The 1,710-nt window shown below is 69.1% G+C and carries 2 protein-coding genes; both read right to left on the bottom strand.

Going from position 1 to position 1,710, the window contains the following annotated elements; translation table 11 throughout:
• Positions 1–6: 6 nt before the first annotated feature.
• Positions 7–1,206: a methionine adenosyltransferase gene (metK, locus tag H0488_RS23170; protein ID WP_312856500.1), complete on the bottom strand. Its 1,200-nt coding sequence runs from the start codon at positions 1,204–1,206 to the stop codon at positions 7–9.
• Between the two features lie 100 nt (positions 1,207–1,306).
• Positions 1,307–1,710 (bottom strand): phosphopantothenoylcysteine decarboxylase domain-containing protein (locus tag H0488_RS23165; RefSeq protein ID WP_281369748.1); only part of this gene is annotated, 404 nt, incomplete at its 5' end.

The raw sequence follows: 1,710 nt of genomic DNA, 5'->3' as shown, positions 1-1,710 counted from the left end.
GAACGATCAGACGCCGGCGGCGGCCTTCAGCGCGTCGACGCGGTCGGTCCGCTCCCAGGTGAACTCCGGGAGCTCGCGGCCGAAGTGGCCGTAGGCGGCGGTCTTGGCGTAGATCGGCCGGCGCAGGTCGAGGTCGCGCAGGATCGCAGCCGGACGCAGGTCGAACACCTCGAGCACGGCGGCCTGGATCTGCTCGTCGGGGACGATGCCGGTGCCGAAGGTCTCGACGAACACACCCACCGGGTGCGCGACGCCGATCGCATAGGCGACCTGGACCTCGGCCCGCCGGGCCAGGCCCGCGGCGACGATGTTCTTGGCGACCCAGCGCATCGCGTAGGCGGCGGAACGGTCGACCTTCGACGGGTCCTTGCCGGAGAACGCGCCGCCACCGTGGCGGGCCATGCCGCCGTAGGTGTCGACGATGATCTTGCGTCCGGTCAGACCGGCGTCGCCCATCGGACCACCGACCACGAAGCGGCCGGTCGGGTTGATGAAGAGCTTGTAGCCCTCCGACGGCACGCTGGCCTGGAACTGCTCGAGCACCGGCTCGATGACGTTGACCAGGATGTCCTTGGCCAGCTGCTCCTCGTCGACGTCCTCGGAGTGCTGGGTCGACAGCACGACGGCGTCGATGCGCACCGGGCGGTCGTTCTCGTCGTACTCGATGGTGACCTGGGTCTTGCCGTCGGGGCGCAGGTAGGACAGCGTGCCGTCCTTGCGCACCTCGGTGAGCTTCTCGGCGAGGGTCTGCGCGATCTTGATCGGCAGCGGGAACAGCTCCGGCGTGTCGTCGCACGCGTAGCCGAACATCAGGCCCTGGTCACCGGCGCCCTGGCGGTCGAGCTCGTCGCCCGAGCCGTCGACCCGCTCCTCGAACGCGTCGTCGACGCCCTGCGCGATGTCGGGGGACTGCGCACCGATCGCGACCTGGACGCCGCAGGAGCTGCCGTCGAAGCCCTTCTCCGAGGAGTCGTAGCCGATCTCGAGGATCTTCTGACGCACCAGCTGAGCGATCGGGGCGTAGGCAGTGGTGGTCACCTCACCGGCGACGACGACGAGGCCTGTGGTGAGCAGTGTCTCAACCGCCACCCGACTGGTCGGGTCGTGCTCGAGGAGGTAGTCCAGGATGGTGTCGCTGATCTGGTCTGCGATCTTGTCCGGGTGTCCCTCGGTCACCGACTCTGAGGTGAAGAGGCGTCCAGCCACGTTGTTTCTCGCTTTCGCATAAGGCGTCATGACGGGGGCTATCAGGGCTTGTTGCCGCCGGTCCAACGATACGGGGACCGACAGGTGATGCACGGGAGTCTCATGCTGGAGCCAGCCGGACGGCCACCTGGTCCCAGATCACGTGCGCGAGAGCTCCCTTGCTCCCCCGCGGTACGTCGACCGCGGTGCCGTCCGCGGCCAGGATAACCGCCTGGTTGTCCTCGGCGCCGAAGACCGCGCCGCCGCTGACGTCGTTGACCACCAGCAGGTCGCAGCCCTTGCGGGCCAGCTTGGCGCGCGCCAGGTCGAGGACGGACCCGGACTGGTCGCCGGTCTCGGCCGCGAACCCGACGACGACCGTGCCGGGCGCCGGCCGGTGGGCGGACAGCTCCTTGAGGATGTCGGGGTTCTGCTCGAGCGAGATCACCGGGGCCGACCCGTCGTCGGACTTCTTGATCTTGGTGTCGGAACGGTGCACCGGCCGGAAGTCGGCGGGGGGCGCCG

It is taken from the genome of Nocardioides pelophilus, from assembly GCF_014180685.1.
GTDB classification, from domain to species: domain Bacteria; phylum Actinomycetota; class Actinomycetes; order Propionibacteriales; family Nocardioidaceae; genus Nocardioides; species Nocardioides pelophilus.
Note: the sequence above shows the minus strand (reverse complement) of the source record. Positions and strands in the feature narration are given on the sequence as shown.